Below are 22391 nucleotides of genomic sequence, written 5' to 3'. Positions count from 1 at the left end.
GCCAGAGCCATCGCTGTTGTCCGCCCAGCTCTGCGTTGGCTCGGGTCCGTCGGACAGTTCATCGTCCTTTGCCCTCCGGGCCGACGTGCGCTTCATGGTGCACGGCTTCGCCGGGCTCCAACGTCCACTGCGCCCTGCGCACGGGGTAGATCAACTGCAGGAGGGGACCGGCCATCGCCGTCGTGACGAGGGCCATCACGACCATGGTGGAGTACAACTCGCCGTCAAGTGCGCCGAGTTGCAAACCAACGGTCAGAATGATGAGTTCGGTCAGGCCGCGGGTGTTGATGAGCACGGCAAGCGCACTCGCTGGCCGGCTCTTCATGCCGGTGGCCCGGGCCGCGACGAAGGCCCCGATGAACTTGCCGCCCACCGCCACGGCAAGGATGAGGCCAAGTTCCACAACGTCCGTGCCGTCCATACCCGACAGATTCACGTTCAGGCCCGCGACGACGAAGAAGACGGGTAGCAGCAGAAGGTCGTTCAGGTAGGAGAATCGCTCCGCGATCTGAGTGGTGACGTCCGCGCGTTCACCTCCCGTTGTGCGTCGCGGCATGACCGCGCCGAAGACGAAGGCCCCGAAGATGAAGTGCAGGCCGATCCATTCGGTGAAGGCGGCGGACGCCAGCAGACCGACAAGCGTGACGACCATCGCGGTCGGCCGACGGGGATCGGCCACCCGTCGGTGCTCCAGGAGGTGGCGCAGAGCGGGCCGGACGACCGTGAACATGAGCAGCAGGTACGGCACGAAGAGCAACAGGAGCCACTGCGAACCAGTGCCGGCACCGCTGACTGCCATGACCACGGCCAGCAGCGTCCAGGCCAGGACGTCGTCGATTGCGGCGCACGCCAACGCGACGTTCCCCAGCCAGGTACGTTGCATGCCACGGTCGGTGAGGATGCGGGCCAGCACCGGGAAGGCGGTGACCGACATCGCGGTACCCATGAAAAGCGCGAATCCCGTCCGGTCGTGGGTCGGGTGATGGTGGAACAGGTACAAGGCGAGCAGCGTGCCGAGCAGGAAGGGCAGCGCGATGGAGCCGGCAGCGACCGTTCCGGCCACGACCCGGCGTCCCCGCATGAGGCCGGCGTCCAGCTCGGCGCCCACAGTGAACGTGAAGAGAGCTACGCCGATGTTCGCCAGAGCGGTAAGGAACGGGCGGAGGTCCTGAGGAAACAACGTGTGCGAGACGGTCGCGCTCAGCAGCGTGGGACCCAGCAGCACGCCGAGCAGCACTTCGCCGATAACCGGCGGCTGTCGCAACCGCCGGGCCACCGCTCCCGCGGCGAACGCGAGGAGTGAAATCAACGCCAGAGCGAGAAAGAGCATCGACACCTGCTGGGTACTCACGGCCGTACGTCTCCCGAGGGAAGTGGTCCAGAGATTTGTCGTCACGTTGGGTCCGCACACGTCGGTGAAGGGGCGTACGGCGGAGGCGACCCAATGCGGACCCGGTCCGGCTCCCGGCAATCACGGACGAGCCCGCGTCCTCTGCCAACGCGCACAGAGCCGTCAAGGACGCGGATGCCACTCAACACGGCACGCGATGTTGTGAGGGGGCTCAACTCAAGAACACGGCCTGGTGACCTGTTACGGGCAGGCCAGCGACCATCACCGCCCTTCCGCGAGCCGTGACGTCTCCATCATTGTCCCCGGCTCCCGAATGGTCCAGGCGTCACCGTGCCAAGCCGCGCAGGACCGGGCGCGGTCGGCCCAGTGCCGGGCTCATGCAGTGCCGCCACCGGTGAGTGCCAAGCGCCGAGTGGCCAAAGGGGCATGACAGGCAAGAAGCTGGGACCGGCTCCACCTGCCGGGCCGGGGCCGGATCCGCGCTGTGAGCCACCGCTTCGCCGGGCAGGAACATCCGCTCGGCCCATCCCCCGGACAGGGACCAGGAGGTCACTCAGGATGCCGTCATCAGGGATCGTCGGACTGAACTGGGCCCAGCAGGCATGGCTGCTGGGCCCACACGACGACTTGCGGGATCTCACCTGGAGGCACAGGTGTGAGCTGAGCGTTCCGCTGAGGGTAAGGATCGACGCCGGCAGGACGAGGACGGCGTTCGAGCGACTGGTCGTCCGCTTCCCGATGCTGCGCGCCGTCGCGGTCAGTGGTGCCGACGGGGAAATCGCCCAGACGCTGCTTCCGACTGCCTCGGCCAAGGATCTGCTCGTGTTCGAGGTCGAGGACCGCAACCTCAATGACGCGTCGTCAGCGCAGATCGACAAGGTGGCCCGAGAGGAGAACCGGCTCAACATCGCTGTGGTACTGGTCCAGGAGCCGTCACGCTCAACGCTGATCCTCAAGGCCGCGCACTTCTTCCTGGACGCCTACAGCCTGACGGCGATCGCCTCCGAAGCCGTGCGGATCATCGAAAGCGGCTGCGCCTCGGAGGAGGCCGAAGAGGACAGGTCTCACTGGTCCATCCTGGAGTACGAGAAGAGTCCCGAGGCTCTGAGGCGTTCGGCACGCAACATTCGCCACCTGTGCGACATCGCGGATGAGGCCGCCCGGCTGGGGCTTGCGAAACCATATTCTCTGCAGCGCGAGTCCTCGATCGGCGGCAGTTGCAGCCGAAGGCTGGAGGTCGCCTGCCGGACGCTTGCGGCGAGCACGCGGGCCTCCCTGCCGGCGGTGCTGCTCTCGCTCTTCCTCATCGTCTACAACAGGATGTTCGGTCCGGAGCACGCCTGGCTGGCGGTGTGTTCGGCCAACAGGATCACGCCTGACGAACTGCGCTACGTCGGGCTGCAGACGCGTCACGGAGCTCTACTGGCCGACGTAGGCCTCGCAGCGGAGACTTTCGCCGAGTTCGCCGGAAGAACGGGACAGTCGCTGGTCCACGCGGTGCAGAACGCGAGGCACGACCCTCGCGGGCTGGTCGCCGAGTACAGCGCCCGCGGGCTGCCCGGCGATCCGCCGTTCTTCTTCAACTACGTACACGGCGCACAACCGCACAGCCCGATCGTCGCCGATCCAGTGGCGGGGATCGACGCACTCGATTTCCCGTGGGTGTCCGCGCCGAGCGGCCGTTTCGCCCTGGAGTTGAACTGCTTCTCGTTGTCCGGACTCGCGGGCGTGAACGTCGAGCATGATCCGGGGATCTTTCCGAGGGAGAGCATGACGGAACTGATGAACTCCATCTTGCGGCTCGCCGAGCGCATCGCCGACCGCGGTACGAGCATCCGGGTGGGCGAGCTGCGCAGGGGCGGCGACGCGTGAGGGGGGACCGGCCTGTGCAACCGGGAGCCTTCCTCGGTTGCACAGGCCGTGTGGCGCGGGAACGCCTCGCGCTCGCCCTCCGGCCGGGCCACGGTTCAGACTCGCTGATCTACGTGCTCCACCGCGATCGCGGACCACGAACCCATACTCGTGGGGAGCAACATGAGTTTGTCGCCGGGTACGATCAGCTTCTCCGCGACGATCGAGTCAAGAGCGATCAGGATATCGGCGGCGAAACAGTGAGCCATCGAAGACACCTGGGGCGCGTACACCCGGTCCGGCTTGAATCCCGCTGCCATGGCGAGAAAAACGCGCATCATATGACCGAGATTACCGGTGAGGATGTACCGGTAGTCGGACACCGGGACGCCCGCCGCTTCGGTCGCGCGGGAAACCGACTGGCCGATGCCTTCAGCGGTCTCACGCAGGGCGTGCGAGTGCCCGGCCGCGGGCTCTGTTCCCCCTGCGCCACCGGACGCCATGCCGAGTATGCGGAAACTCGCACCGGCTGGGGCAGTGGACACCACACATGAGGCCGCGCCGTCGCTCAGGGCCGTCCGCCCGGCGGCCAGGTAGCGCGTCCCTTCGGTGAACTCGTCCGCCGTCACCAGGAGCACCGATGAAGCCCGCCCCGCCGACAGCCATCCTGTTGCGATCTCCAGCCCGGTCCCCAGGTTTCCGCAAGCGTTTCCTCCGGCCATCATGACCGGGCCTGGTGGGCATTCCAGGCCCGCCAACAACCGACGGACTTCACGGGTCGGCGTACCCGCAACCGTGTCCGTGCAATACACGACCCCGTCCGTCGCTTCCCCCGGAGTCCCGCCCAGGCTCTGCCGCGCGGCCGAGACCGCCAGTAGCGTTCTGCCCTCTTTCGCGACCCGGCAGTGCGACATACCGTCCTGATGCAGATTATCGAGTTCCCGTGCGATCACTGGATCATCCAACTCGGACAGCGCTGCGCGGTCTCCCACAGCATAGGCGATTCTGGACAGGTAAGCACGAGTGCTTGACACAACGATCTCCGAGTTCCCGAGAACGACTCCTGGCCGGGGTTTGGGGGCCAGAGCAGGCTGGCGCAGTGAATAACCGGACGTCAAGACCCTGCTGGACGTCCCTTGACACGCTGAATACTCAGAGGCAAAGCTCATCGCATTGTAGTCTTCATACCAGGCGAGGAGTCTCTGGCGATGTGCGGACTTGCGGGTGTGGTGTCCCTTCACGGAAGAAACCCCATCGACGAAAAAATTCTGGACACCATGACCGTCAGCCTTGCACATCGCGGCCCGGACGCGACCGGAAGATTCCTGTCGGACGGCGTCGGGATCGGGTTCCGCCGCCTGAGCATAATCGATCTCGCAGGCGGAAATCAGCCGATGTTCAGCGAGGACGGGAACGTCACGCTGGTATGCAATGGAGAGATATTCAATCACAAGGAGCTGCGCTCGGACCTCGTGGCCAAGGGGCACACATTCCGAACCCGGTGCGACGTCGAAGTCCTCGTGCATCTCTACGAGGAAGAGGGGATGGGACTGCTCAGCAAGGTGAACGGTCAGTTCGCGTTCGCGACATACGACCAACGGCGGAAACAACTCTTCCTGGCCAGGGACCATATGGGGATCGTCCCCATGTACTACACCCGGACAGCGGGGCACCTGGTCTTCGGGTCAGAGATAAAGAGCATCCTCAGTCATCCGGACGTCCGCCCGGAAGTCGACATGACGGGCCTGGACCAGGTCCTGACATTTCCAGGCCTCGTGAGCCCACGCACCATGTTCCGCGGCATCCACAGCCTCGAACAAGGCCAGTACCTGTCACTCCGGGACGGCGAGATGGAACTGGTCCGCTACTGGGACCTCGACTTCCCGCCCGAAGGGGAAGACTGCGGGCGGGAATCCGATGACTACTACGTCGAGTCCCTGCGCGAACTGCTGTCGCAGTCGGTGCGCTACCGACTGCAGGCGAACGTCCCGGTAGGCCTCTATCTGAGCGGGGGACTGGATTCCTCGCTGATCGGGGCCCTGGCGAATGAAGCCGCGCCGAGGTCGCCGAGGCCGCACTCCTTCTCCATCGCCTTCCCCGGATCAGCGATCGATGAGTCTCCCTATCAGCGACTGATGGCGGACGCGATCTCTTCCCGGCACCACGAAAGCCCATGCGATGCGGCCCACATCACCGACAACCTGCAGCGCATGGTCTATCACGCCGAGTGCCCGGTCAAGGAGGTGTACAACACCTGCTCCCTCAGGCTGTCCGAGATGGCCGGCGCGACGGGGAACAAAGTCATCCTCACCGGTGAGGGGGCGGACGAACTCTTCGCCGGCTACCCCGGTTACCGGTTCGACCATGCGAGCAGTGGGCGGAGTAGCCGGAGAAACAGGCTCGATGCGGCGCTGGAGGAGGAGATGTCGCGGAAACTCTGGGGAGATACCCGGATCTTCTACGAGCGCGATTACCACGCCTGGAGCGAGACCAAGACGGAGATGTACTCGGACGGTGTAGTCGAGGACTTCGCGACCTTTGACTGCACGAACTTTCCGCTTGTGGACCAGCGGCGAATCGCCGGGCGGCATCCTGTGCACCAGCGTTCGTACCTGGATTTCAGACTGCGACTCTCGGACCATCTGCTCTCGGATCACGGCGACCGAATGGCGCTCGCGAATTCCGTCGAGGCGCGCTATCCGTTCCTGGACCGGGAGGTGGTGGAGTTCGCGACAAAAATACCCCCGCGCCTGAAGGTGAACGAGCAAGGGGAGAAGTACGTGCTGAAGCGGATCGCCCGAGGACTTGTCCCGCCCCCCATCATCGAACGGGAGAAATTTGGGTTCCGCGCGCCCGGCAGCCCCGCCCTGCTGCGGCAGCACGTTGAATGGATAAATGACATCCTGTCCTTCGAGCGCATCAAGCGGCAGGGGTATTTCAACCCTCTGGCGGTCGAACGGCTGAAGTCCAGCGGACTACGGCCCGACGCGGACATCAATCCCCATCTCACCGACGATCTGCTGCTGGTCGTACTGACCTTCGGAATACTCCTGGATGCCTTCAACCTGCCCGCTTACTCATGAATGCACTCCCCGACCGGCCGGGCATTCCCCTACGCCGCGGACAGGACTTCCGGGTTCGGCCGGGCACCCATTCCCAGCGAGAGGACACAGGGATGGACTTCGAACCGATCCATACGCTCGTGCGACGCACAGCCAAGCGGTTCCCGGACCACGTCGCCGTGGAGTGTCCGGAGGGGGAACTCACCTACGCCGCCCTCGAGGCCCGGTCTGACCATCTGGCCCGTACGCTTCAGGCGGCGGGGGCGGTACCGGGCACTGTCATCCCCGTCATCGCCGAGGATCGCAGAGAGGTCATCGTCGCCATCCTCGGTGTCCTCAAGGCCAGAGGGGTGTTCGCTCCCCTCGACCCCAGCGGTCCTCACCTGCGCACCGCGGCGATGCTCTCGGCCCTGTCGCCGGAACTCGCCGTGGTCGGAGCGACGCGGAGCGAACGGGATCTCCGAACCGTCAAGAACGCGGCGCCATCGGCGTCGGTGATCACCCTGGATCTGAACGGCAGTTGCGACGGCACCCCCGTGGAGACGCTGTCCGCACCGGACGACGAGTGCTACATCTTCTTCACCTCCGGCTCGACCGGGCACCCGAAGGGCATCGTGGGCCGGCTCAGGGCCGTGGATCACTACGTCCAGTGGGAGACCGGGCTTGTAGGTGTGCGGGAGGGCTGGCGGGTCAGCCACCTCGCCTCTCCGGCGTTCGACGCCATGCTCCGTGACGTCTTCGTACCGCTGTGCGCGGGGGGAACGGTGTGTGTCCCGCCCCGGGCAGCCCGGACGGACGCCCGGGAACTCATCCGCTGGCTCGACACGCGGCGCATCAGTCTTGTGCACTGCGTCCCGTCGGTGTTCCGTGGCATCGCCGCGGCCGCCACATCCTCGGATTGCGAACTGGCGTCACTGAAGTGGATCGCGATGGCCGGAGAGAGGCTGGCACCTCGGGACGTCGGCCTGTGGTTCGACAGGTACGGGGAGAGGATCGGTCTGCTCAACCTCTACGGTCCGTCCGAGGCGACGATGACGAAGACGTATCACGTGATAAAGCCCGCCGACGCCCACCGTGCGTCGGTCCCCATCGGAAGGCCGATGCCGGGCGCCGAGGCCTTGGTGATCGACAACCAGCGTCGGCTCTGCCAGGAAGAAGATGTCGGCGAAATTTATCTTCGCACTCCGTACCTCTCCCACGGGTACTACTGCCACCCGGACGCGACACGTGAGGTGTTCGTTCCCAACCCGCTGACCGGAGACCTGGACGACATTGTTTACAAGACCGGTGACTTCGCCAGGGTTCTGCTCGGTGGCGACCTGGAATTCCTCGGCAGGAAGGATCACCAGGTCAAGCTCGGCGGCATCCGGGTCGAGTTGGAAGAGATAGAGAGCGTCCTGCGCGAGCTGCCGGTGGTCAAGGAGGCCGCGGTGGTGTTCGTGGACGAGGTCGAGGTGCCCTACCTTTGCGCCTTCCTGGAACTCGCCGACGGTGAGTTCGACGAGCGCCTGGCGCGCAGCCGCCTCCGGGACCGTCTCTCCGAGACGGTGGCACCGGCTGTACTCGTCCCTCTCCCGGAGATACCGCGGACGGTCAGCGGAAAGATCGACCGTCGGTCGCTGCCCGTCCCACCCCCTGGGCACGGACTGCAGCCCGCCGACACGCTTTCCGGTCCTCGTACGCCGACGGAACGGACGCTGACAGAGTTGCTTCATGAGATCTTCCCCGCTCTGAAGACTGACGTCCGCGCCGACTTCCTCAATGCCGGCGGCCACTCACTGCTGGTCATGCGGCTACTGTCCAGACTCCACAGCGACTTCGGGATCGAAGTTCCGTTGCAGGCGTTTCTGGCGTCGCCGACCATCGAGTCGCTCGCACGGTGGATCGACGGCGCGATACCGGCCGGCCACACCTCGCTGGAGGAGTTGCGTCGAGGATGACCGGCGTGTGCAGGACGCTCGGCGTGCTGGGGGGAATGGGGCCGGCGGCGACTGCCGAGTTCCTGCGTCTGCTGGCGGCCGCCTCACCGGCGGACACCGACCAGGACCACCCCCGCCTGGTGATGCTCTCGGACCCGCGAATACCTGACCGTACGGCCGCGATACTCGACCAGGACCTCGCCCCCGCGCAGCGGATCGCCGATGGCCTGCTGAGGCTGTCGCAGTGGGGGGCGGATCTGCTGGCGGTTCCGTGCAACACGGCGCATGTGTTCATCGACCGGTTCACGGTGGAGTTGCCCGTCCCAGTGGTCCACATCGTCGACGCGACGCTACGGGAGGCCGTCCGGGAGAGTCCCGAGGGAGGCTGGCTGGCAGCGTCCACGGGTACGGTCGTGAGCGGTCTGTACCAACGACGCGCCAAGGCGCTCGGCTACGACCTCGCCCTGCCGGACCATCAGATCCAGCAGCGTATACAGAACACCAGTCTGCTGGTGAAGGCCAACCGGGTGGCCTCTGCGGCGAACGAGTTCCTCCAGGTCACCGAGAGGCTCTGGGAGCAGCGACGGCTGCCGCTGCTCGGCGCCTGCACCGAACTGCCGATCGCTTACGAGGCCGCGGGACTTCCGTCGGTGATGATGGTGTCCAGTCTGTCCGCTCTCGCCCGGGCGTGTGTCGCCCGTCTCTACGAGACGGCCGAACCATGGCCTTCCGAGCTTTCGACGGGGATGTGACGGCCGATCAGCCGGGCTTGCTCCCGCAGGGAGGGTGTCTGAAGGACCTCGCTGAGCGGCAGCTCGACCGCGAATGTCTCCTCGATCTTCATCATGAGCGCAATCAGGGCGAGCGAGTGTCCGCCGCATGCGAAGAAGTCATCCTCGGGGTGCACCTCCGGCACCCCGAGCGCCTCCTCCCAAAGGCCAGCCAGCCGCTGGATCACGGGGTCGGCGTCCTCCTGCCCCGCCTCTCCCAGTCCCTCGGGGGTCTGGTGGTCCGCGAGCGGTGCGGCTGGACGGCGGGGGTATGTGTCGGCGGGTCGCCCCGCTGTCAGCAGGGCGTTCAGTGGGGCGTCCGGTGCCGAGCACATCTGCCGCAGGATGTCACGGAACGTCTGCGTCATCCGCTCTACCATCTGCTCGTTCAGGACGTCGACGCAGTACTCGAAAACCACGTCCAGGGCATCGCTGGAGACAAGCACGGTCGCCATGAGGTCGTACGCGATCGAGTCGCGATCGATGGACAAGGGCCGTCCCCGGAGCGAGCCGAATGCGAGTTCGCCGGTCTTCGCCTCGGCTGCGGTGAACCCCACCTGCGTCAGCGGCCGAAATCCGGGACGTCTCGGCGGCGAAGCGAGCTCGATCACTCTGGAGTAGGAGAGTTCGCGGTACTCCAGCGCCTCGGTCACCGTGGACCAGACGCTTTCGATGAACTCTCGTACCGAAAGCCGCTCGTCGATGTATTCGCGGAGTACCAGCGTGTTGAGGAAGCAGCCGATCAGGCGGGCGGAGAGCTCGTCCTCGCGCTGGACGCTCGGAACCGCGACGAGTATGTCTCGATCCCCGGTGTAGGCCGCCAGTGTCAGGTGATAGGCCGCCAGGGCGATGGTGAACACAGTCACCCGCTCGCTGCCGGCGAAGGTGTGGACCGCCCGCGCCACGTCCTCGTCCAGGGGAAGCCGTACGACCGCGCCGCGGGCGCTCACCATGTGCGGGCGCAGGGAGCCCAGGGCCAGATCAAGCGGTGCGGGGAGGTTGGTGAGCCGCTCCTGCCAGTACCGGACGTGCTCGTCCAGGTATGGTCCGGTCATGGACGTGTGCTGCTGAGCGGCCACCTCCGCGTACTGACAGGTGAGTTCCGGCAGCGGCGAGGACTGACCCTTTTCGAACGCGCCGTACAGATCCGAGAGTTCGGTGAGCAGGATCTCCGCGGACATCATGTCGGAGGCGATGTGATGCACCACGACGAGCAGGCCCAGCCGGTCCGGGGCCAACCGGAAGACGGACCCGCGGATGGGGTACTGCGTCGCGAGGTCGAATGGTTCGTCGACCAGTTTCCGGGCATCCGGGTGCCGCAGCCAGTCGCTGTTCCCACCGCCGGAGCAGGCGTCGGCCAGGTCGACGATGCGAACAGGGATGTCCCAGTTCGGCTGTACCCGCTGCCGTGGTTCTCCATCGACCATGACGATCGTCGAACGCAGGACTTGATGCCGACGCACGATTTCCCGGACGGCCCGCCGGAGCGCGGCGATATCGGCCGCGCCGGACAACTCGACGGCCTCGGCGGTGTGCAACGCGGCCCCCGCCGTGCCGACGCGGTCCGCGATCCACAGGTCGCGCTGAGCAGGTGAGACAGGCGCCGTTTCCACGAGGGAATTCCCTTCTTCCGGTGCGCTGGTGAGCGTCAGACGGGCCGTCGGCACAGAACGGCGCAGGACAACGTGAGCTGCTGTGCCCGTGCCTGCTGTTCGGTGCTCCCTGTCATGGGTGACACGAGGTGTCGCACGATCTCGGCGCCGCTTCCCTCGATGAAGGCGAGCGCCTCCTCCGGGGTCCGCCAGAGAGTGATGTGATCCGGAGCGGGGCTGTTCACCGGAACGTTGACATACAGCAGTCCACCGGCCCGGGTCGCGTCGAGGAGCCTCAGCAGGGCCTCTTCCGGCCGGTCCAGGTGCTCCAGGAGCTCACTGGCCACGACCAGGTCGAAGGCGGCGGGCTGGAACGGGGCGAGCAGATCCTGCCGGTGCAAGGAGAACCTCTCTATGCCGAGCATGCGCAGCGCCCTGTCGGTCGCGGTGATGCTCCCGTCACTCACGTCCCAGCCCACCACCGTCTCGCCGGTCCGCTTTGCGGCCATCGCGAGCAGGAGCCCGTGGCCGGGTCCCACCTCCAGCACACTGGCGCCGCTACTGATCCGGGCCAGCACTTCCCGCTCATAGAATTCGAGCGACCGGGCGTGATTGGCCCACAGCAGCTGGGACAGCAGAAGCCCGTCGGTGTACGCCTCCATGAACGCGGCGTCGCTGTAGACGGTTTCGAGCACCTTCTCGAAAGAGTCGTGCCTGTAGTGCCCTGTGACACCAAAGTAAAACTCTTCCTCTTTCATACGGTCACAGGTCCAGCGGTAGTTACGGGCGTATCTTTCAGTGTTCTCCGCAGTTATCCTCAATATCTTGTCTGCGATTATCTCGCTGAATCGCCGTTCTTGCCGAGTCTCACTGTCGAAGCGCTCCCGCAGGTAGGTCCGGTGCTCGGGCCAGGCATCGAGAACATGAACCAGGAGCCGCTCAAGCGACGGGGCACACAGGTCATACACGGACGTCTCCACTGGAGATCCTCCAGTCACATATGAACTCGGTGGATTCGGCGCCATCGCCTGGGGCGTGGTATTCCACGGCCAGCCGCTGCAGGAATTGCAGGGTTTCCCGGTTGCGTCCGGTTGTCTTGCACCGGAAACGCACCGTGTCGCAGCTCCGTTCCAGAGCAAGCTCCGCGATCCGCTGCGCGACCGCCCGTTCCACGCCCCGGCCCAGCACGGGGCAGGACACCAGGAAGAGGTCCACGGTGCACACCGTCTCCTGCCAGCGCACTCCGACCGCTGCCGATGTGCCGTGGTCGCCGAAGCGGTCGCGCACAGTGACGAGGAGCACCGTGCTCGACGGGTCGGTGATGGCACCCGTGATGTCCTGTTGCGACAGTTCGATCCCGAGCGTGAAGTCGTGCGTGCGCCGAAGCATTTCGGCGAGCGACGCAGCCTCGTGCGGTTCCGGTGTCCGGTAACCGAGTTCCAGCCGGAGTCCCGCGAGGAACCGCTCCAGCGTCTGCGCCGTACCGGCGGCCGGCGGGCCTCCGCCTGCTGGAGGGGCCGAGGGCGGCCCCTCCAGCAGGACGTCGAACAGTCCCATGTCGTCGAGTTCCTGCTGCCAGTCGTCCGGCGAAGGACCGATCAGCATCAGCGAACACTCGCTTCCCGCATCCGCGAGTTCGCGCACGAGCTCGGGATCGGCCGTGACGATCGCGGTGTCGCGGGGACGGATGCGCAGCAGCGACGTCAGATCCCGTACCGTGCCTGTCACCGACTGCTCATCGATCGCCCAGCCGGAGAGGACGTCCGTGGCGAGCAGTTCCAGCTCCGGCGTCGGGGCCGCCCAGAGTCCGGCCGCCGCCGGGGTGTGCCGCAACGTGATCCGCACGTCGTCGCGGTCGAGCGGGCGCAGGAGGGGAACCACCAACTCGCAGCCGTCCCTGACCGACCAGGCGCCGTCGGCACCGGGCTCGCCGAGGATGCTGTCCCCATCGATGATCACTGCCTGGTACGAACCGTGCGCTCTGAGACGGACGATACGGGCGAGCCGGTGCGCCAGCGCACCATAGACCAGCTGGGTGTAGGGCACCCTGGCCAGGCGGAAGAGCGCCGGGCGGAAGGCGTGACGCGTGCCCACGCCGCGGATCACCTCCTCCATGTCGGCGAGGAACACGCTGGGCCGTCCGGCGAGCCGGGCACGCACGCCCTCGCGGATGCCGGTGGGCGCGGCCAGGCCGTCGGAGGCGGCGTCGCCGCCGACGCCCCAGGCACACAGAGGTGGAATGCTCGGCAGTACGAAGACCAGCGCTGCTCCCCAGCGGTACGCGGCCTCGACGGCCGCGTCCGCGACCAAGACGAGGGGGTCCGGCTCGCCCTCCGGATCCGCCATGGGCGGTCGACCGTCCGACCAGAGCTCCTCGAAGCGAGGAATGACGACCAGCAGGTCGGGCCTGAATGCCGCGGTCTCACTGCTGTCATCGACGCACTGCTGCACGATCTGGTCGATCGGTCCGACCCACGGCCGCACAGGCAGTCCGGCCTCTTCCAGGAACGTGCCGAGGTACGGCACCAGGGGATCGGCCGTGTACGTCGCCAGAACGGCGATGGCGAGCGGCCGTTGGCTCGCATGCGGTTGTCCACCTCGCTGCCAGGCCAGTCGCCGCGCCAGAAGTCCGGAGGCGTCAGGAACGCCGGCGATCGGCATGGCTCACCTCCACTCCCGTATGCTCCGGCTCCGGTGAGGTGCTGTCCCCCTCCAGCAAGGTGTCCGGAGACTCGCACAGCTGCTTGACCGCTCGCAGGAACGCCACCGCCTCACGGCCATTGACCACTCGGTGGTCGTAGCAGACGCCCAGGTGGAAGTAGCGGCGTTCAGCCACCTCCCCCGACGCATCCAGACAGAGCTCGGTCTGGACGGCGCACAGGCTCACGGCACAGGTCTGGCCCGGGAAGACCACGGGACGGGCCAGCACCACGTCGGGCTCGTCGCTGAGCGAGACCATGATGTTTCCCCCACTCAGGTCTTCCTCACCGAACTCCTGGCGGAGCGCCTTCACCCGGTAGTCCATCAGCGTCTCGGCGACCCTGGTCGGTGACTGACCGCGGGCGTTCCTGACGACCGGCACGTACAGGCCTCTGCCGACGTCGAGGGTCACACCGACATGCGCCTCAGTGGCGAGTTCGGCCGTATCGTCCGCACGCAGCCGGGCGAACATGAGGGGAAAGTGTTCGACCTGCTCAGCAACAGCTTTGATCAGCAGTTCGGCACGTCCCACGGGCAGCCCCGTCTGCTCAGTGAGGCGCTTCTGAAAGGCGAGGGCGGCGGCCGCCTGTACCTTGACCGCGGCGAAGGCGGTGGGAATCAAACGGTGGGACTGGCTGACGGCGCGGGCGACCGCAAGCTGGTTCCGGCCGAAGCGGTACCCCGGCAGCTCCTCCCGCTCGGTTTCCCTCCCGGCGAGAAGCTGCTCCACATGGATTCGTTTGACGATCCTGCGGTTCAGCCGGCGCAGATCCATGATGTCCACCCCGTGCAGATCCGCGAGTTCCCTGGCTGACCGTGTGAGGAGGATTCCCGCGTCCGCCGTGGTGATGTCCCGAACAAGCGGGCTGGAGGCCGGTTCCGCGATTGCCGCGCGTGACTGGTCGAGTTCGTCCTGCCCGGAGACAACCCTGCCGATGACTTCGCCGACCCCGTATTCCTTGCCCTCCTCTGCCATACGGTGCAGCAGGCCGCCTTCTTCCGTCTCTAGTTCTTCGATGGCCTTCGATGTCTCGATGAGTGCCACCGGCGAATTGACCGGCACCTGCTGGCCGTCCTCGAAAAGCCACTCCAAGAGCAGGTATTCCGTGTCGTTGTTGTTGAGCTTCGGTATGACGATGTCATGCATCAAAGGCATCCCTTATGGCCCGGCGGATGGTAGTGGGCTGGATGAGGACCTCGCGTTCGAGGTGCGGGGCCGCGGGGATGACCCGGGCTGCCGAACTGACCTGGACGACTGGGCGCTTCAAGAGGCCCCACAGGCGTTCGTTGATCCGTCCCGCGACCTCGTTGCCCCAGGTGCCGCCTGCCACTGACTCCTCCACCACGCAGATGACGTCGGCGCGCTCCAGAGTGGGCAGGAGCGGTGTCAGGTCGAACGGGTACAGCTGCGAAGGTACGATCAGCTGGCACGTGCGCTCGTCCTCGATCAGCAGCTCCTCCGCGGCGATGATGGAGCGGTGGGCCGTTCCACCTGGTGTGATGATGACGCATTCAACGTCGTCGGTACTTTCCGCGAACACGCGCGCGTAGTTACCGCCGCTGTCCAGGAAGTCGTAGGAGAACAGGTCGGAGACTGCGCCCGCGCCGAACATGCGGCGCGTGTACAGCGTTTTGTCCTCGAACAGGATCCCGGGCTCACCGGTGTCCAGAATCCGGCTGAGTACGGCGTGATTGTCGTGGAATGGTGAAAGCTCGGTCAGCGTCAGATGCGGGACCCCCAGAAAATGCTTCTGTGGGCTCTGACTATGGGTCGGTCCGTACCCGCGGCTCCCACCCACCGCGCACCGGACGATCATGTGCATGGGCAGCCGCCGCCCGTACATGGCGACGGACTTGGACGCGAAGTTGACGATCTGGTCGAAGCACAGGCCGATGAAGTCGGCGAACATGATCTCGACGATGGGGCGGCCGCCGCAGAGGGCCAGCCCCGCCGCCACGCCCACGATGGCACCCTCACTGATCGGGGTGCTCGTGACCCGCCCAGGGAACCGGCTGGAGAGTCCCACGGTGACCTTGAAAGCCCCGCCGTATGGGTCGACGACATCCTCACCCATCAACTGGACCCGGTCGTCACCCTCGAACAGTTTGTGCAGGGCGCGGTTGAGGTTCTCGGCCACTCGCTCGCCGCCGGTCACGCTTCCGGCCCCCCGTCCGACGGCTCCCACCCGCGCACGAGGTCGACCACCGCGGCCATGCGTCCACGCTGGGCCCTCTCGGCGACCGCGAATCGTTCGGGAAAGGCCCGCCGGTAGAGTTGGTACCAGTCGCGAGCCCTTACATCTGCCAGAGCGGCCGCGTCGCGTGTGTCGTCACCCTTGCTGTGCGGCCCCACCCTGACGGTGTCGAACTCGACCACCAGGGGGTGCCCTTCTCTGACCCGCCCGGCCAGGGAAGCCAGTTCCTCCCGGATCATGCCGACATCACAGCCACGCAGCAGCCGGTGGCCGATACCGAACGCCGCCGCCCGGTCGGCGATCGTCCCGGCCAAGTGCCTGTCCACCGGGGTCGACTGGGCGATCCCGTTGTTCTCGACGATGACCAAAACCGGCAGGGACCACAATGCGGCGATGTTGAGCGTCTCATAAACCGCGCCCTGGCCCCAGGTGCCGTCGCCGATGAAGGCGGCCACGAGTCCACGGGAGCCTGTCTGCTTGCGGTGCAGGGCGATTCCTGCGGCGACGGGAAGGCTCTCGCCCTGCACGCCGGTGGACAGGTAGCCGTCGCGGTGGATGTGCTGGCTGCCGCCGACACCGTGGCACACCCCGCCTTTTCTTCCCATGATCTCAGCGAGGAGACCGACCGGGTCGTCGAAGCGGGCCAGATAGTGGCCATGCCCCCGATGGTTGCTCAGGATGAAGTCGTCCGCTCCGAGCAGCGGCGCGAGAGCCACTGGGATGTATTCCTGTCCCAGGCAGGTATGGGTGGTGCCGCTGAGCTCCCCCTGCGCGAAAAGCTCAAGCACGCTCTCCTCGAAGCTGCGGATCAGCAGGAGCCGTGCGAGGTCCTCGTCCGGCGGACAGATCGCGGGTGTGGTCATACCTCGAAACCCTTTCCCCCGAGTGTCCGGCGGATGGCCCCGATCGAGCCGAAACCCTGGATCTCTCCGCGTGAGAACCTGATGCCGTAGTTGTCCTCCAGCGCTGTCACCAACTGCAGGTGGCGCAGGCTGCTCCAGCTGCCGCAGGCCTCGGGGGTCACGTCATCCTTGATGTCCTCCGCCCGGATCTCCAGCACGGCGGCGACCAGCTCGGCGAACGGCATCATGGTCCCTCCCAAGCGGCGGGGGCCGCCTCGCTCGAAAACCGCCTGCCGGATCGCCACGTCTGGGCTGCGGTGTCTGTGTACGGGCCTGGCTCGCATTCACCAGGATCAGTGCGGCACAACCCCGAGGGCGTCCCGTCCCGCAGCAACTGAGGCACATTTTCAGACCGTCCCTGGCCGCCGGACGACCAACAGGGGACTCCGGCCATGAGGGTCGACAGGGCTCGGGCCAGGGTCGCGGCCATGGCGGTGAAGAATTCGTCGGTGTACGGCACGTGTGCGAGACGGTCCGAGAAGGGATCGTGCACGTCCTCGGCGGAGAACGACGCCGCCTCCTTCAGCACCAGAACGGAGGTCGCGGGCAAGCCCGCGCAAAAGCGCCGCAGGGCGCCGTCGAACCGGGCGAACACGCCGGCCCAGGCGGCCTCCTGGAAGGTGGATGAGGCAGGGCACACCCCGATCAGCAGCGGTGTCCTCCCCCGGCCGCGGAAGGCGGCCACGGCGTCGAGGAAGTCGTGCAGGAGGTGTTCCAGGCGCACCAGCGGAACAGCGGCGGCGTGCCCGCCGTCCTGGGGCTCTGCCCGCAGCCAGTCCTCCCACCGGATCAGCAGGAGGTGCGCAGCGCAGTCTTCGTCGGCCCAGATGCCGCTGGGTTCCAGGAGTTGCTGGAATACCTGCCCGTAGGGCGCGGATCCCAGGTGACTCGGCAGCGAGGGTGCGTCGCGCCAGAAGCCGAGCGCGTCGAGCAGCAGATCGGCGGTGAACGTCGACAGTACGGCGAGGGTGTCCTTCACTGCCCTTGGCTCCCTGAAGCTCTGCCGGACGGCCGGATACGCATCGTGCGGGGTCAACTTGGGGTGGCCCCGGCCGTCGAGGACGAAGAGGTCTACGCCGGCGATGTCCGCTCCGCGGTCTGCCGGCAAGCGTTTGACGATGCCGAGATCGTCCGGTTCCGAGTACTGGAGACGGTTGCGCACCACCAGCGGGGCCCCCTCGCTCATGATGTCCCGTCGGCCTCTCGCAGGCGCGTCAGCAGTGCTTCGGCTGCGCTCTCCGAGAGATGTTCGACCTTGCTCAGCAAGTCCTCGAGGGCCGGACGACCAGGCGAGACCAGCGCCGACAGGCCCCCTCGGTCGATCCTGCCGTCGACTGTCAGCGGCAGGACCGGCACCGAGTGGACCACCGACGGGATCATGTGCTCGGGCAGACGGCCCCGCAGGGCGTCGCGCACCCTGCGGTGCAGGTCCGAGGACTGCGCCGGCTCGGCGGGGACGACATACGCAACGAGTTGCGGCCGACCGTTCGGGCCGGATTCGGCGAGGACGCCCGCGTCCTCCATCTCGGGCTGGTCGCGGATGGCCGCTTCGATCTCGTCCATGTCTACCCGGTAGCCCCTGATACTCACCTGTTGACCGGCACGGAGGACGGGCTTCAGGCCGCCTCCCGGCATCCGGCGGACGAGATCCCCGGTACGGTACATGCGGCTGCCCGGGACCGGGGAGTACGGGTCGGGCAGGAACCGTTCCGCGGTGAGCGCCGGGCGGTTCCGATAGCCGCGTGCCACAGCGAGCCCGCCGACGTGGACCTCGCCGACCGCGCCGAGGGGCACCGGTTCCAACGCGGAGTCCAGCACGTAGAAGGAGGCGTCGGCGAGGGGCCGTCCGATGGGCAGCACGCTCGGCAAGGTGGTGCGGCACTCCGTCCACGTCTGCACGATGGTCCCTTCGGTGGGTTCGTGAGCGACGAAGAAACGACATCGCGGCACCCACCGGTCGCGCAGTTCGACCGGGATCCTCTCGCCACGGGTGATCAGGATTTTGACGCTGGGAACCGACTCCGGGTCGATGGACAGGAGGTCGGGCGGCAGGTGGACGAGCGTCGCGCGGGAGGTGCGGATGGTCTCCTGCACGGAGGTGCCCACCCGTGCCGGGTCGGCCGGGCCGAGACAGAGTGTCGCTCCCGTGCACAGGGCCATGAAGATCTCCCACACCGACGCGTTGGAGCTGAAGGAGGCAAACTGCAGTACACGAGTGGAATCGGAGATGCGGAACTCGTCCTGGGAGCGGCGGATGAGGTTGGACACGCTGCGGTGGGTCAGTTCGACGCCCCTGGCCGGTCCGCTCGATCCACGGATGTAAGACACGCACGCCAGTTGACCGGGCTCCACCTTCAGGCCCAGGTTGTCCGCGCTGCCGGGGGCCTCGCTGGTCTCACCCACATCGATGACCTGGACGCGGTCGGGCAGGGACGCCAAGGCCCCGCGGTCCGCGACCGTGCTGATCACATGGCCGATTCCGGCGTCCTCCACCATGGAGCTGAGGAGAGCCGCCGGGTCAGCCGGGTCCAGGGCCAGGTACGCCGCACCGGCCTTCAGTACGGCCAGCACTGCGACGAGCTGCGCAGGTGAACGCCCGACATGGATTCCGACGACCGTCTCGGAGCGGATACCCCGCTCCCGCAACTGGTGGGCCAGCCGGCCGGCACGCGCGTTCAGGTCCCGATAGCCGATCTCTTCGCCCTGGAACCACACAGCGCACCGCTCCGGTTGCTGGTCCGCCTGACGCTCGAACATGACGTGGACCGGATGCCAGTCCTCGCCGGGCGCCGACACCGCCAATGCGGTCGCCAGTTCGGCACGTTCGGCGGGTTCGAGCATCGGCAACGCACCGACACCGGTGCTCGCGCGGTCCGCCAGCGCCAGCAGCAGTGCGCGGAAATGTCGCAGCATCCGCGCGATCACCGGCACGGAGAACATATTCGCGGAGAATTCCGCATACCCCGTGAGGCCGCCGTCCTCATCCTCCAGGTACAAGCTCATATCGAACTTGGAGGTGCCCGTGTCGAGGTCACGGCGCTCGATTCGCAGTCCCGGTATCTCGGCCAGGTCGTACGGCTCAGTCATGAGCACCAGTGCGACCTGGAACAATGGATGACGGCCGGGACTGCGCACGGGGGCTACGGCATCCGTGATCGCGTCGAACGGCAGGTCTGCTCGCTCGTAGGCGGCGGTCACCGCCCGGTGCGCCCTGCGGACCAATTCTCCCGCGGACAGGTCGTCGCCCGGTGTGAGCCGCAACGGGATCATGTTGAGCAGATACCCGACGACCTCGTGGCTGTCGGGGTGCTGTCGGCGCGCCGCCGGAAAGCCCAGCACCACGTCGCGCTGGCCGGAGTACCTGCGCAGCAGAATCGCCAGGGCAGCGGCCAGGGCCGCGAACACGGTCGTACCGTGCTCCGAGGCGAACCGGTTCACCCGGTCGGTCTCCTCCGGCGACAGGGCGAAGGGGAGACGGGATCCCGTCCCCTCTCCCGTGTCCGCCGCGGTTCCCTCATGGGGCAGGTCGATGAGCTCGGGGGCGTCCCGGAGTTCCTGCTGCCACCACCGCCGCAATTCTTCCCTGCGGGAGGCTTCCAGCCGCTCGCGCTCCCACGAGACGGCATCGAACCCGTACTTCGGCAGTTCCGGGAGCCTGGCCGCCTCACCGTCACGGTACAGGTGGGTCAGATCCCGCAGCAGGATACGCAAGGACCAGCCATCACAGACGATGTGGTGCGTCACCAGGACCAGCAGGTGGTGCTCGGCGGACAGCGTGATGAGCCGGGCGCGCAGCTGGGAGACAGCCAGGTCCAGCGGTTCTCTGGCGGCCCGCTCCACCAGCCGCTCGGCAAGGGCGGCGCGCTCCCCGTCATCCGTGACACCGGTCAGATCCTGTTGCTCCAGCACGGTTCGGTCGCCATGGTGGATCCGGGCCAAGGGGCCGTCCGGACCCGTCTCCACGACGGCTCGGAGCGCCTCGTGACGGGATACGAGCAGGTCGAGCGCCCTTCGCAGCCGCTCATCGTCCATCGTTCCGCGGAAGGTGAGCAGAACGGGAACGTTGTATGTCGGCCGGCTGGGGTCGAGGGCGTACAGGGAGTACAGCGCCTTCTGGCCCTGGGTGAACTGCTGCGAGCCACCGCTTCGGCCCGGTTGGACGGGCAAGGCGTCCACCGGCGGATTGCCTTCGTCACGCAGGCGGAGTCGCACCAGGTCGGCGAACGCTTTCGGTGTCGTGTCAGGGGTCAGCGTGTCGAGGGCCAGTTCGACGCCGAGGTCGCGCCAGCACCGGGACAGCACGCGGACGGCCAGCAGTGAGGTTCCGCCGAGATCGGCGAATCGAGTGCCCGGATCAACATCGCGGATCTTCAGAACTGCCCGGAAGGCATCCGTGACGGCTCGGCCCACACGGTCCACCGCGGGATCGGAGGGTTCTTCACAACCGCCCTCCTCCTTTGCCGCACAATTGTCCTGCATGGAAGCCTCACATCTCTCGCACGGGCCCGTGGCTCACTGAACGTCGTCTGCGGTGATTCCGCCCCTATGGAGACTTGAGTTCACGTCGAGCCGCTGTCGGACATTCGCCTGCGCAAGCTCAGCGGCCGCATGTCCGTCCAGACTTCGGAGATTCTCGCGAGACACTCCTCGCGTGTCCCCCGTGTGCCCTCCGCACGCCATCCGAGAGGCAGGTCTCGGTCCGCCCACCAGATGGAGTACTGCTCTTCTTCGTTGACGACGACGAGGTGGACTCGATCGTCGGGCAGGCCCTCACTCACGCGGACTTCTCCTCGCTCAGTGCTGATGTGCTCTCGGCCGGCTCCTCCCCCGGCTGCACGCCGCCTCGCGAGGCCGGTACGAGCAGCCCGGCGGCACACCCCGTGACGATGAGCAGGACGGACATGGCGTCGAGGGTCGTGGACAGGCCGATACGCTCGGCGAGAATGCTGCCCAGCAGTGTTCCGCTGAGCGTCCCGGTCATCTCGACCGCCGAATATCCCGAGGATGCACGGCCCATGAGCCGGTCGGCCGTGAACCGCTGCAGGGCCGTACGGCTGGTCATGAGCCACATGGCGCCAGGTATGCCGGCGGCCGCCATCAAGGTCGCCACGGCGACCGGGGATCGCAGGTTGAACATGACGTAGAACAGGACGCCGATCGGCAGGATACTTGCCGCCGTCAGATTGCGGACGGAGAACCGCTCCACGGCCCAGCGGGTCAACGGCACACCGACCAGATAACCAAGACCAAGTGCGGAGAGCAACACCCCCAACATTTTCGAGTCACCGTTCAGCATTTCTCTGACAAAGGGAACAAGGAGCACCGTCAGAGCGCCGTTGGCCAACGCGAAAGCCAACGTGGCAACCAGTATTCCCCGCAGCACGGAACGCCCGGCCAGATACCCGATTCCCTCGCCCAGTTCACGCATGATCGTGCGAACTGCCGCGCGTGATTCGGAGCGACTGGGACGGGATCTGACCCTCACGAGCACGATACAACAAGCAGACACCACATAGGTCGCGGCGTCAATCAGCAGAACTCCCGTGAAACCCGTGGCCACTAGAAGAATGCCGCCCAATGGCGCGCCGAGCAGCCGCACCGTGCCATCGATCAGTGAATGGATGGAGTTGGCTGACGCGAGATCCCGGCCCCGGCCCACAATCACGGGTATGAGGGCCGTCCTAGCAGGATCGAAGAATTGGCCGAAGACATTTTCAGAGAACAGAAGAAGGTAGAGCAGCCAAAGTTTGTCCCCGCCCTGCGCGAACACCATCGACCCGACACACGCGGCACGTACCAGATCGGTGACGAGCATGGTCAGACGCCGCTCCCAGCGGTCGACGAAGACGCCTGCGAGCGGCCCGATCAACAGTGCCGGGAGGGTTCCGGAAAGCAGCGCCACGCTGGTTTCCAGTGTCGATCCGGTTACCTCGAAGACGTGGTACGGGACGGCTACCACGAGCAGCCAGTTTCCGACGTCCGAGAGCAGCTGACCGAACGACAGAAGCTGGAAGTCACGGTGCTTGACAGCTGACATGGTCAATGCCCT

General features: G+C 66.4%; 17 protein-coding genes. 4 read left to right on the top strand and 13 right to left on the bottom strand.

What is annotated here, in order from left to right; genetic code table 11:
• Window positions 1-58 precede the first annotated feature (58 nt).
• Entirely contained in the window at window positions 59-1351 is a 1293-nt protein-coding gene (locus ACIBK3_RS31465) for a cation:proton antiporter (protein ID WP_399370808.1), read from the bottom strand.
• Window positions 1352-1777: 426 nt separating this feature from the next.
• Here ACIBK3_RS31465 and ACIBK3_RS31460 point away from each other — a divergent pair, with 426 nt between their 5' ends.
• The gene (locus ACIBK3_RS31460) at window positions 1778-3223 is read left to right on the top strand and encodes a condensation domain-containing protein (protein ID WP_399371036.1); all 1446 of its coding nucleotides are present in this window, start codon (window positions 1778-1780) and stop codon (window positions 3221-3223) included.
• A gap of 95 nt (window positions 3224-3318) precedes the next feature.
• Here the strand turns inward: ACIBK3_RS31460 and ACIBK3_RS31455 are convergent, their stop codons facing one another.
• Window positions 3319-4236, bottom strand: coding sequence for a 3-oxoacyl-[acyl-carrier-protein] synthase III C-terminal domain-containing protein (locus ACIBK3_RS31455; protein WP_399370807.1), 918 nt, complete (start codon window positions 4234-4236; stop codon window positions 3319-3321).
• Between the two features lie 174 nt (window positions 4237-4410).
• Here ACIBK3_RS31455 and asnB point away from each other — a divergent pair, with 174 nt between their 5' ends.
• The 3 genes from asnB (at window position 4411) to ACIBK3_RS31440 (ending at window position 8935) form a co-directional block, all read left to right on the top strand.
• Window positions 4411-6285 carry an asparagine synthase (glutamine-hydrolyzing) gene (gene asnB, locus ACIBK3_RS31450; protein WP_399370806.1) on the top strand — a complete coding sequence of 625 codons (1875 nt, stop codon included), beginning with the start codon at window positions 4411-4413 and terminating at the stop codon, window positions 6283-6285.
• A gap of 119 nt (window positions 6286-6404) precedes the next feature.
• Window positions 6405-8204, top strand: coding sequence for an amino acid adenylation domain-containing protein (locus ACIBK3_RS31445; RefSeq protein ID WP_399370805.1), 1800 nt, complete (start codon window positions 6405-6407; stop codon window positions 8202-8204).
• Window positions 8201-8935 (top strand): aspartate/glutamate racemase family protein, encoded by a 735-nt coding sequence (locus ACIBK3_RS31440; RefSeq protein WP_399370804.1) that lies wholly within the window; start codon window positions 8201-8203, stop codon window positions 8933-8935. The genes ACIBK3_RS31445 and ACIBK3_RS31440 overlap by 4 nt, the downstream gene beginning before the upstream one ends.
• Here the strand turns inward: ACIBK3_RS31440 and ACIBK3_RS31435 are convergent.
• The 11 genes from ACIBK3_RS31435 to ACIBK3_RS31385 all read right to left on the bottom strand — a co-directional run bounded on the left by ACIBK3_RS31435 (window position 8887) and on the right by ACIBK3_RS31385 (window position 22379).
• On the bottom strand, window positions 8887-10566 hold the full coding sequence (locus tag ACIBK3_RS31435; RefSeq protein WP_399370803.1) for a condensation domain-containing protein: 1680 nt from the start codon (window positions 10564-10566) through the stop codon (window positions 8887-8889). The two genes, ACIBK3_RS31440 and ACIBK3_RS31435, sit on opposite strands and share 49 nt — an antisense overlap.
• Window positions 10567-10601: 35 nt before the next feature.
• Window positions 10602-11525, bottom strand: a complete 924-nt coding sequence (locus tag ACIBK3_RS31430; protein ID WP_399370802.1) for a class I SAM-dependent methyltransferase — start codon at window positions 11523-11525, stop codon at window positions 10602-10604.
• Entirely contained in the window at window positions 11506-13206 is a 1701-nt protein-coding gene (locus tag ACIBK3_RS31425) for a hypothetical protein (protein WP_399370801.1), read from the bottom strand. The genes ACIBK3_RS31430 and ACIBK3_RS31425 overlap by 20 nt, the downstream gene beginning before the upstream one ends.
• A complete protein-coding gene (locus ACIBK3_RS31420; RefSeq protein WP_399370800.1) occupies window positions 13184-14392 on the bottom strand; it encodes a 2-oxo acid dehydrogenase subunit E2 in 1209 nt (402 codons plus the stop codon). The genes ACIBK3_RS31425 and ACIBK3_RS31420 overlap by 23 nt, the downstream gene beginning before the upstream one ends.
• The gene (locus tag ACIBK3_RS31415; protein ID WP_399370799.1) at window positions 14385-15401 is read right to left on the bottom strand and encodes an alpha-ketoacid dehydrogenase subunit beta; all 1017 of its coding nucleotides are present in this window, start codon (window positions 15399-15401) and stop codon (window positions 14385-14387) included. Before ACIBK3_RS31415 ends, ACIBK3_RS31420 begins: the two co-directional genes overlap by 8 nt.
• Window positions 15398-16303, bottom strand: a complete 906-nt coding sequence (locus tag ACIBK3_RS31410) for a thiamine pyrophosphate-dependent dehydrogenase E1 component subunit alpha (RefSeq protein ID WP_399370798.1) — start codon at window positions 16301-16303, stop codon at window positions 15398-15400. The genes ACIBK3_RS31415 and ACIBK3_RS31410 overlap by 4 nt, the downstream gene beginning before the upstream one ends.
• Window positions 16300-16530: an acyl carrier protein gene (locus ACIBK3_RS31405; protein WP_399370797.1), complete on the bottom strand. Its 231-nt coding sequence runs from the start codon at window positions 16528-16530 to the stop codon at window positions 16300-16302. Before ACIBK3_RS31405 ends, ACIBK3_RS31410 begins: the two co-directional genes overlap by 4 nt.
• The gene (locus ACIBK3_RS31400; RefSeq protein WP_399370796.1) at window positions 16527-17528 is read right to left on the bottom strand and encodes a hypothetical protein; all 1002 of its coding nucleotides are present in this window, start codon (window positions 17526-17528) and stop codon (window positions 16527-16529) included. The genes ACIBK3_RS31405 and ACIBK3_RS31400 overlap by 4 nt, the downstream gene beginning before the upstream one ends.
• Window positions 17525-20761, bottom strand: coding sequence for an amino acid adenylation domain-containing protein (locus ACIBK3_RS31395; protein ID WP_399370795.1), 3237 nt, complete (start codon window positions 20759-20761; stop codon window positions 17525-17527). The genes ACIBK3_RS31400 and ACIBK3_RS31395 overlap by 4 nt, the downstream gene beginning before the upstream one ends.
• 140 nt (window positions 20762-20901) lie before the next feature.
• A complete protein-coding gene (locus ACIBK3_RS31390; RefSeq protein ID WP_399370794.1) occupies window positions 20902-21120 on the bottom strand; it encodes an MbtH family protein in 219 nt (72 codons plus the stop codon).
• Entirely contained in the window at window positions 21117-22379 is a 1263-nt protein-coding gene (locus tag ACIBK3_RS31385) for an MFS transporter (protein ID WP_399370793.1), read from the bottom strand. Before ACIBK3_RS31385 ends, ACIBK3_RS31390 begins: the two co-directional genes overlap by 4 nt.
• Between the last annotated feature and the right edge of the window lie 12 nt (window positions 22380-22391).

The sequence above is a fragment of the Streptomyces sp. NPDC050287 genome (assembly GCF_044459385.1).
Classification (GTDB): Bacteria; Actinomycetota; Actinomycetes; order Streptomycetales; family Streptomycetaceae; genus Streptomyces.
The sequence above is the reverse complement of the archived record's forward strand: the minus strand, read 5'-3'. Positions and strand labels throughout refer to the sequence as shown.

What these genes read in the sequence shown, in the direction of transcription:
- ACIBK3_RS31460 (WP_399371036.1), top strand. Translation starts at nt 1,778, where the DNA reads ATGACAGGCAAGAAGCTGGGACCGGCTCCACCTGCCGGGCCGGGGCCG.
- asnB (WP_399370806.1), top strand. Translation starts at nt 4,411, where the DNA reads ATGTGCGGACTTGCGGGTGTGGTGTCCCTTCACGGAAGAAACCCCATC.
- ACIBK3_RS31440 (WP_399370804.1), top strand. Translation starts at nt 8,201, where the DNA reads ATGACCGGCGTGTGCAGGACGCTCGGCGTGCTGGGGGGAATGGGGCCG.
- ACIBK3_RS31425 (WP_399370801.1), bottom strand. Translation starts at nt 13,206, where the DNA reads ATGCCGATCGCCGGCGTTCCTGACGCCTCCGGACTTCTGGCGCGGCGA.
- ACIBK3_RS31420 (WP_399370800.1), bottom strand. Translation starts at nt 14,392, where the DNA reads ATGCATGACATCGTCATACCGAAGCTCAACAACAACGACACGGAATAC.
- ACIBK3_RS31410 (WP_399370798.1), bottom strand. Translation starts at nt 16,303, where the DNA reads ATGACCACACCCGCGATCTGTCCGCCGGACGAGGACCTCGCACGGCTC.
- ACIBK3_RS31405 (WP_399370797.1), bottom strand. Translation starts at nt 16,530, where the DNA reads ATGATGCCGTTCGCCGAGCTGGTCGCCGCCGTGCTGGAGATCCGGGCG.
- ACIBK3_RS31400 (WP_399370796.1), bottom strand. Translation starts at nt 17,528, where the DNA reads ATGAGCGAGGGGGCCCCGCTGGTGGTGCGCAACCGTCTCCAGTACTCG.
- ACIBK3_RS31385 (WP_399370793.1), bottom strand. Translation starts at nt 22,379, where the DNA reads ATGTCAGCTGTCAAGCACCGTGACTTCCAGCTTCTGTCGTTCGGTCAG.